This is a genomic window from Sporomusa sp., assembly GCF_057736855.1.
Genome location: NZ_JBYKYF010000135.1, coordinates 1 through 8,250, shown reverse-complemented (window position 1 = coordinate 8,250; position 8,250 = coordinate 1). Strand labels below are relative to the sequence as shown.

Annotated in this window: 9 protein-coding genes; 7 read left to right on the top strand and 2 right to left on the bottom strand. The window is 45.6% G+C overall.

All coding sequences use genetic code 11. The annotated features are described in order from the left end of the window. On the top strand, positions 1 to 687 hold a 687-nt coding region (locus AC29Z1_RS10130; protein WP_488271344.1), incomplete at its 5' end, for an HD domain-containing protein. Here AC29Z1_RS10130 and ggt read toward each other — a convergent pair. Together ggt and pdxR are read right to left on the bottom strand one after the other, a co-directional pair. Then, the gene (gene ggt / locus AC29Z1_RS10125) at positions 681 to 2,309 is read right to left on the bottom strand and encodes a gamma-glutamyltransferase (RefSeq protein ID WP_488271343.1); all 1,629 of its coding nucleotides are present in this window, start codon (positions 2,307 to 2,309) and stop codon (positions 681 to 683) included. The two genes, AC29Z1_RS10130 and ggt, sit on opposite strands and share 7 nt — an antisense overlap. Positions 2,310 to 2,325: 16 nt before the next feature. After that, entirely contained in the window at positions 2,326 to 3,843 is a 1,518-nt protein-coding gene (pdxR, locus tag AC29Z1_RS10120; protein WP_488271342.1) for a MocR-like pyridoxine biosynthesis transcription factor PdxR, read from the bottom strand. Positions 3,844 to 3,956: 113 nt separating this feature from the next. On the opposite strand from pdxR, the gene AC29Z1_RS10115 reads away from it, so the two are divergent. The 6 genes from AC29Z1_RS10115 to AC29Z1_RS10090 all read left to right on the top strand — a co-directional run bounded on the left by AC29Z1_RS10115 (position 3,957) and on the right by AC29Z1_RS10090 (position 8,235). Further along, positions 3,957 to 4,643 (top strand): AzlC family ABC transporter permease, encoded by a 687-nt coding sequence (locus AC29Z1_RS10115; protein WP_488271341.1) that lies wholly within the window; start codon positions 3,957 to 3,959, stop codon positions 4,641 to 4,643. Continuing rightward, positions 4,633 to 4,956, top strand: coding sequence for an AzlD domain-containing protein (locus AC29Z1_RS10110; protein WP_488271340.1), 324 nt, complete (start codon positions 4,633 to 4,635; stop codon positions 4,954 to 4,956). Before AC29Z1_RS10115 ends, AC29Z1_RS10110 begins: the two co-directional genes overlap by 11 nt. A 163-nt stretch (positions 4,957 to 5,119) precedes the next feature. Next, positions 5,120 to 5,632 carry a YmaF family protein gene (locus AC29Z1_RS10105; protein ID WP_488271339.1) on the top strand — a complete coding sequence of 171 codons (513 nt, stop codon included), beginning with the start codon at positions 5,120 to 5,122 and terminating at the stop codon, positions 5,630 to 5,632. A gap of 203 nt (positions 5,633 to 5,835) precedes the next feature. After that, positions 5,836 to 6,843 (top strand): biotin synthase BioB, encoded by a 1,008-nt coding sequence (gene bioB / locus AC29Z1_RS10100; RefSeq protein WP_488271338.1) that lies wholly within the window; start codon positions 5,836 to 5,838, stop codon positions 6,841 to 6,843. A gap of 328 nt (positions 6,844 to 7,171) precedes the next feature. Next, positions 7,172 to 7,438: a FeoA family protein gene (locus AC29Z1_RS10095; protein WP_488271337.1), complete on the top strand. Its 267-nt coding sequence runs from the start codon at positions 7,172 to 7,174 to the stop codon at positions 7,436 to 7,438. 2 nt (positions 7,439 to 7,440) lie between these two features. Next, entirely contained in the window at positions 7,441 to 8,235 is a 795-nt protein-coding gene (locus AC29Z1_RS10090; protein ID WP_488271336.1) for a FeoB small GTPase domain-containing protein, read from the top strand. The last annotated feature ends 15 nt before the right edge of the window (positions 8,236 to 8,250 follow it).

The following is an 8,250-nucleotide window of genomic DNA, read 5'->3' as shown; positions in this document are numbered from 1 at the left end:
GAAACAAAAAATAATTTGAAAATGGGGAGTGCTATGTTGCGAGCAGACACTATGGTATTTGCATTATTGGCTAACCGCTGGTCGGATTTTACTAGTTCATTAGGGTGTGAGATTCTAGCTGCCGAAAAAATACGTACACTTATTTGGGATGGTTACCAGCAATTTTTTCGATGTTACCACGGATTAAACCATCTTGCCGATTGTCTTATTCACTTGGACGATATCAAGATTTGGCTGGCTCAACCGCATGCGGTAGAATATGCGCTCTGGTTTCATGATATCGTATGTGTGCCTAACTCCCAAAGTAACGAATCTATGAGCGCGGCGGTTGCGCTGTATGCGGCTGACCAGTTGGCATTGCCGGCAGCCTTCGCCAGACAGGCAGCCAAACTAATTGTATTGACAAGTCATAAGCAACTGGCTGACAGTGAGGATGGAAAATATCTTGCAGATATTGACTTAGTCGTCCTGGGGCAGGAATGGAACCGATTCTTGGAGTATGAACGGCAAATTAGGGCCGAATACGGTCATATGAGTGATTTAGATTACCGCCTAGGACGACTGCAGGTTATCAAACACTTTCTTAGCAAGGCTACCATTTATCAGACGGAATACTTTCGGGATCGATACGAAAATACTGCGAAACGTAATCTGGAGGCACTTTACCAGCAACTGACCAATCAATAACCAATGGCAGCCCCATCACTGCGAGGATCAGCCCCGCCGAATTTGATATGGGTATCAGGATCAATCAAAATAGCACCGGCGTGCCCCATGATTTCGTCAAAATCATCGACAACTGTAACGGTATGCCCACGAGCGGTAAGTTGTTCGATGATTGGCGACGGGATACGGCCTTCTAATTTAAGGTCGTTGGCACTGGCTCCCCAACTGCGACCATATAACCAGCGCGGTGCTGATATGGCATCTTGCACACTAAAGCCAAAGTCCACAATCCTTGTGACCAAGGCGGCTTGAGTCTGGGGTTGGCCTTCTCCACCCATTGTGCCATATACCAGATAAGGCTTATTGTTTTTTAGTAACATGGCGGGATTGAGAGTATGCAAAGTCCGTTTCCCCGGTGCCAGGCTATTTATGTGGTCAGGATTGAGCGAGAAGAAAGTGCCGCGATTTTGCAGGATTATACCCGTTCCTTGCGGGATAATGCCTGAACCAAAATCATGATAGATGCTTTGGATGAGTGATACGGCATTGCCCCTATTGTCCACAATGCCCAGCCAAACGGTATCCCCTTTAGGGTCAAGCGGTTTTACACTACTGGCGGCGCGGTTCATATCAATTCGGGCAGCTAATTTCCGACCATGTTGTACGGAAAGCAGATAATCCACAGGAATCGCGGCAAAGGCAGGATCAGTCAGCCACCTGTCTCTATCGGCAAAGGCTTGTTTGGTTGCTTCGACGATGACATGATAGTAGTCGGCCGTTCCTTCGCCAAATGAAGTTAGGTCATAATGATTGAGAATATTCAATAGTGACAGGGAGGCCAGACCTTGGGTATTTGGCGGCAGATTATATGCCTGATAATCCCGGTAGTTCACCGAAAGCGGCTTTACCCAGTCGGCTGTGTGTTGAGCAAAATCAGCCAATGTAAGAACTCCGCCATTTGCCTGCAGTTCGGCTACAATCTTCTGGGCTATCGATCCTTGATAAAATTCATTTGCCCCTTTAACCGCTATTAGGGCTAGGGTATCGGCAAGATCGGGCTGTTTGAATAGTTCTCCGGGCTTGTAGGCAGTGCCATTTGGTTTTAAGAAAATGTTGCAGAACCCTTCAAAACGGCTAAGTGAGAGAGTTTCTTCAGCGATTGGCGGGATATTTGCCTTGGTCCAGCGGGAGTGGCTTGGCGTAACCGGAACCCCGTTCTTTGCGTAGAAAATGGCATCAGCCAAAAGTTCACGCCAGGTACATGCGGTGGGCATGTTGGCTTGAGAGTATTCGAACGCTTTCTGCCAGCCAGAAATAACGCCTGGTACCGTATTGGCAGCCAGATAGCCGCGCGGTGGAATGGTATCATAGCCTAATGACCGGTAGTAATCAATGGTAGCGAGGCTGCCGGCTTTGCCGCTGGCGTTTAAGCCAATTAATTCGCTTGTTGCAGCATTGTAGATCAGCCAAAAGTTGTCACCGCCAATAGAATTCATATGAGGATATACAACACTAAGAGTTGCTGCAGCGGCAATGCTGGCCTCGATGGCATTACCGCCTTTTTTCAAAATGCCTAAGGCAACTTGTGAAGCCAAATAATGTGGCGTGACAACCATGCCATGGGGTGCCATAACGGTTGGCATATTCGATCACCTCTACTTAAATAATGGGGGGCACTTCGGTGTGTTTTCGCTTACCGGTACTATTGTTATTAGCAACAGTATGCAATGCTTTGCCTAAGCGTTTAATGCCTTCCAGCAGGCGGTCTTCAGGATGGCTGACAAAGCAGAGCCTTAGTTCCTGAGAACCGGAACCATCTGCGTAAAAAGCTTCGCCCGGAACAAACGAAACTCCTGTTTTGGCCGCTTCATGCAGTAATTGACGGGTTACAATACCGTGGCTTAGTGTGCACCAAAAGTAAAAACCACCTGTTGGCAATGTAAAGGTAAGATACGGGCTGCAATACCGTTTAAGCGCGCTGGCGGCAAAGTCGCGGCGTTTTTTGTATTCGGTGCGTACACGCGTCAAGTGGCTGTCAAGTAAATCGGCTGACAAAAAATCATAAAGTAATCGTTGCGACAAGTTGCTGCTATGCAGGTCAATGTATTGTTTTTCTAAGGCAAAACGGTTAATGACTGGTTCCGGTGCAATCACCCAGCCTGTGCGTAGTCCGGGAAAAAGCATTTTGGAGAAAGTGCCGAGAGCAATCACACCGCCATAATTGTCAAGGGCTTTGAGAGAAAGTGGCGGTTGTTCGCCATAATATAATTCGCCGTATGGATCGTCTTCTACAATAATTAGGCGATGTTTAGCGGCTAATTGTAAAAGATCGCGCCGCTCCTCAAGTGGCATGACGTGGCCATTGGGGTTGCGGAATGTCGGCATAATATAAAACAGCTTAGGACGATAGCGGATAAGGTAATCTTCTAACAGGTCAAGCTGTAGGCAATCAGAGGACGGCAGACTGAGCAATCGAGCATTGGCGGTACTAAATACCTGAATGGCACCCAGATAAGTAGGAGACTCAACAATCACATAATCGCCAGGTTCCAGAAACACCTTGGTTATTAAATATAACCCCTGCTGAGAGCCGCTGACAATCATTGTGGTTTCCGGAGTTGCATTATATCCTTTGGTTTTCAGTCTATCAGCTAAAGCCTGGCGGAGCGGTGCGTAGCCTTCGGTTGGTATATGGCCTAAATCAGTGCCGTCAATAGAGGCTGCCTGCAACCCAAACAGCCGATTAAAATCCTGTAAGGGATATAGTGCGGGGTCAGGCATTCCGGCTGCTAACGGGATGCTATCATTCACGGCACAAGAAGCGATAATTTCGCGTATAATCGAGGATACTTGCGTATTGGAATTATGGGAAAATAATTGCGACCAGGGGACTGCCGGCGTACTGTGGACAGGTAGTGCCCACTCTGCAACATAGGTACCACTGCCAACTTTGGTGGTAATAAGACCTTGTTCTTCCAGTCGGCGGTAAGCATTAATGGCTGTCGTACGGCTTACTCCTAACAGGGTAGCCAGCTCACGTTCTGGCGGCAATTTGCTTCCGGCAGGTAAGGTAGCATTTTTGATATTTTCGGTCAATATATTGGCAATTTGCATATACAGGGGAGTAGACGATTTTGGTACAAGCCATGTTTTATCAAAAACTTTGGATATATCCATTCCAACAAAAAACTCCTTAAATATCCAATTGTTAACCTGATTATTATAATTGGATATTTACAATCATTTTCCTGCCAGGTAATATGAAATAAATTATACTAGGGGGTGAAGTTATGAGCGATTATATGCAGGGGGCGCGCGATAGTATACCTATTATGCTGGGAGTAATACCATTTGGTATTACTTGCGGTGTTATGGGTTTGACAGCCGGACTGACACCTGCAGAAACTATACTTATGTCGCTCTTGGTGTTTGCCGGAGCTGCGCAGTTTATCGGCATTACTATGTTGGGAGCTGGCATTACTGGCTGGGGTATTATTGTATTTACTACCTTACTCATTAACCTTCGTCACTTGTTAATGGGAGCCTCCTTGGCGCCGCATCTTTTAAAACTGCCGCTAGCCCGGCAGTTACTGCTGACATTTTCTCTGACTGATGAGGCGTATGCCATAACTGTTAATCGTATGGCCCAAGCAGGTTATAGTGCCAATTATCAAATGGGATGCAGTTGGGCTTTGTATGCTATCTGGGTTTTGTCAACTGTCATCGGTGTGCTGGTCGGAAGCTACATTCCTGATCCATTGGCCTGGGGTCTGGATTTTGCTATGCCAGCTACTTTTCTGGCTATGTTGATGCCTCGGTTAAATAATCCGGTCAGTGTGGTGGTTTGCCTGGTTGCCGCAGTAACTTCGGTAGCAGGTGTTATCTATCTGCCGGGAAAATGGTATATTATTGTCGCTTGTTTGTCTGCGAGTATAATTGGCGGTTTATTAGAGAAGGAGGAAAACCATGCGGCTTGAGATATTGCTGATTATCGTTGGCATGGCAGCGGCTACTTTTGTTACAAGGTTTGGGGCACTGGCAGTATTAAGAACAACCGGGTCACCCTGTTGGCTGGATCGCTGGCTCAAACATGTTCCTACTGCCGTTCTGACAGCTCTTATTGTACCTGCATTACTTCTGCCTGAAGGCCGGGTTGACTTATCTTGGGGCAACCACTATTTGCTGGCAGGGATACTGGCGGCCATTGTAGCGTATACTTGCCGGAACGCCATGCTTACCATGGGCCTGGGGTTGACAGTTATCCTGTCGCTTAGGTGGTTGGGAATATAGTTATTGCCAACAAATTTTATCTTCATGAATTTTATTTTGTTTTTATGGCTGGCTTGATGCCTGTTGCACGTCAGATTTATACTGGTGTCAACTAAAAAAGTAGCAAGTTGCTACTCTCTGGCATAGGATATGGTACGAAACCATTTTGGAGGTGCTACCGACTATGCCGGGTAATGAGGAAGAACGTAAAGTCAAGCAGCCTTTTCATAACCAAACCTGTGCAATGCCACATGTTCATACGTACTTACTAGAAGCCGACGTGGCGGACGATCATCAACATATTATTATGGGGGTTAGTGGTCCGGCGAAGGAACGAGGAAAAACCCATGTTCACCGAATTCATGGGCGGACATCCTTTATTAGTGAAGAAGGCGGGGAAGGTCACTGGCATACCCAGGATACTATGACCGGACCGGCCATTGAAATGCCGGAAGGCACTCATGTTCATTATTTTGAAGACATGACCAGCAAAGATTGTGGGCATTGCCATAGCTTCTCTGGTGTTACCGGCCTCGGACCGTCAACATTCTGTACAGAAGATGAAGAAGACGATGATTATTGTACGGACGACTTTGATAAAGACGAGTGTGAGATGGTTGATGACCCATGTGACAACATGCCGATAAAACCAATACCAAAGTATAAATTCGGTAAGCGTCCTGAAGATAAAAAGTGAGTCTGCTTAAAAATCCGCTAGCATATGTTGGCGGATTTTTAATGTGCGTTTGCTTGTTTGGGGATAACGTATTTCACAATTTACAGGATGAGTATAAATATAGTATAATTTTAAATGTCAACCACATAGTTCATGCATAGTTAACGTTTGGCTTGGTGGTTAACCATTATAAACAAATTTGGTTAACAAAGGGGGAGGGTAACATGCGCAATATTGAATTGATTAATAAGCTTGGTACCAAAGTGCTGGAAGGTGGAGAAGTATCGCGAGAAGAGGCGTCAGTTCTTGCGGCGATTGATGATAAAGACGTGCCGTTTTTATTAGCTATGGCTGACAGGATTAGGCAACAGTTTGTTGGTGATGATATCGACTTATGTGCCATTGTAAACGGTCGATCGGGGTTATGTTCAGAAAACTGCCGTTTTTGTGCACAATCAGTTTATCACCAAACCAATATTCCCATATATCCATTACTTAGTGAAGATGAACTTGTAGCGTCAGCCAAACAGGCCGAAGCTAGTGGGGCGCTTCGTTTCAGCATAGTTACTAGTGGCAGGGGCGTGGAACGAGATGCGGATTTTCCGCGGATTGTCAGTGCCTTAGAACGAATTAAACAGGAAACCAACTTGATGGTATGTGCGTCTCTAGGCACTTTGACACTTGAACGGGCTATAGCTCTCAAGGCTGTCGGGGTAAGCCGCTATCACCATAATGTTGAGAGTAGCCGCAATTATTACATAAATGTATGCACCACCCATAGCTATGATGACAGGGTCGCCACCATCGGTATTGCTCATCAAGTTGGGCTGGAGGTGTGTTCCGGCGGCATTATTGGTTTAGGCGAAAGCATGGAAGACAGATTGGATATGGCATTTGAGCTTAAGGCATTAGCCGTCCATTCTGTGCCACTTAATATATTAAATCCTATTAAAGGCACAGCACTGGGCGAACAACCGCCGCTTCCGCCGCGTGAAATATTAAAAACTTTTGCACTGTTCCGGTTTATTTTGCCTGGCAGGGGAATTCGTACTGCCGGTGGGCGGGAGATAAACCTGAGAGATTTGCAATCTATCAGTCTGATAGCAGGGATTAATGGTATGCTGATTGGTGGCTATCTAACAACAGGCGGACGTGACTGTGATAGAGATATAGCTATGATAAAAGATGCAGGACTACGGCCATTGTCGGCAAAAGCTATCAAACAGGATTAATAGAACAAAAACAAACAGCGCTGGAGTGGCGCTGTTTGTTTTTGTTAGAGATTTTTCCAGGTAGCAAAATGCCAGTGCCCCGGCTTGTTTTCAGACTGAGGTGTTGTTAATACGCAAAGATGGTTTCTTGTAAACCGGGACAGAGGGTGGAAGTGATGATTTTAGTGCAATCTAAAAATATATTATTGATTTTGAAAAATATGCATTTATTTGTATCCATCCACAGCAGGTTTTCATAGCATATATCAGATGGCCTGACAGTTAGCTGTAGCTAACTTATATTTTTGGCTCATCAGTTAGCTTTGGTTAAGTTGAGGAGGTTGGTAACGTGAGTCAGACATCAACAATTGCACTCTCAGATCTGGCAGTAGGAGCGTCCGGATATGTGGCCAGTGTTGAACTTAGCGGATTATTAAGAAGGCGTATTTTAGACTTAGGAATGGTTCCTGGAACACCGATTCGGTGTGTACGAAAAAGTCCTGCCGGTAATCCGATTGCATTTGCTGTCAGGGGAAGTACGATTGCTTTGCGTGCTGAGGATGCACAGTATATTCGAGCACATGTTTATACTGACACGCAGGAAATGGAGGGCTAATCGTGGTACAGGTAAAAGAACCGGATGGCAAAATGTTACGTGAGCAGTTTGGAATTCATGTTAAACCAGGACAGTTTGTTGTGGCTCTTGCGGGTAATCCTAATGTAGGAAAAAGCACAGTGTTCAATGCGCTGACCGGGCTTAGGCAGCACACTGGTAATTGGCCGGGTAAAACAGTGGATAATGCGCAAGGGACATTTACTTATAATCATCAATCTTTCTTATTGGTTGATTTGCCGGGAACGTATTCCATCATGGCTAACTCGGTAGAAGAACAGATAGCCAGAGACTTCATCTGCTTTGGATGTCCTGATGTGACCATAGTTGTATTGGACGCAACCTGTCTGGAGCGAAACTTAAATCTTGCCCTCCAAATTATGGAAATAACTTCTAAGGTTGTTGTTTGTGTGAATCTGATGGATGAGGCCAGAAAAAAACAAATCCAAGTAAATATAAATATGCTGGAAAAAGAGCTTGGCGTGCCGGTGGTAGCAACAGCAGCACGCCAAAATGAAGGTCTTAGTCACTTGTTAGCCACTGTGTTTCGTGTAGCTACAGGTGAGTATAAGACTCATCACCAACCATTGCGTTATTCACCAGAGGTGGAAGCAGCTATAGCACAGCTTATACCTAAAATTGAGGGGCTTATAGATAAACGGTTTAATGCCCGGTGGGTTGCTCTGAGACTTTTGGATGGAGACCGGGATTTTATTGAAAAAATTGCCCTACACCTGCATTTGACAGATAAGCCTGTGATTACAGATAACCCTATCTTTCAGGAGGCAGTCATCAGATGAAGGACAATGTAAAAC

Coding starts and splice junctions, on each gene's coding strand:
- ggt (WP_488271343.1), bottom strand. CDS start 2,309: ATGCCAACCGTTATGGCACCCCATGGCATGGTTGTCACGCCACATTAT.
- pdxR (WP_488271342.1), bottom strand. CDS start 3,843: ATGGATATATCCAAAGTTTTTGATAAAACATGGCTTGTACCAAAATCG.
- AC29Z1_RS10115 (WP_488271341.1), top strand. CDS start 3,957: ATGAGCGATTATATGCAGGGGGCGCGCGATAGTATACCTATTATGCTG.
- AC29Z1_RS10110 (WP_488271340.1), top strand. CDS start 4,633: ATGCGGCTTGAGATATTGCTGATTATCGTTGGCATGGCAGCGGCTACT.
- AC29Z1_RS10105 (WP_488271339.1), top strand. CDS start 5,120: ATGCCGGGTAATGAGGAAGAACGTAAAGTCAAGCAGCCTTTTCATAAC.
- bioB (WP_488271338.1), top strand. CDS start 5,836: ATGCGCAATATTGAATTGATTAATAAGCTTGGTACCAAAGTGCTGGAA.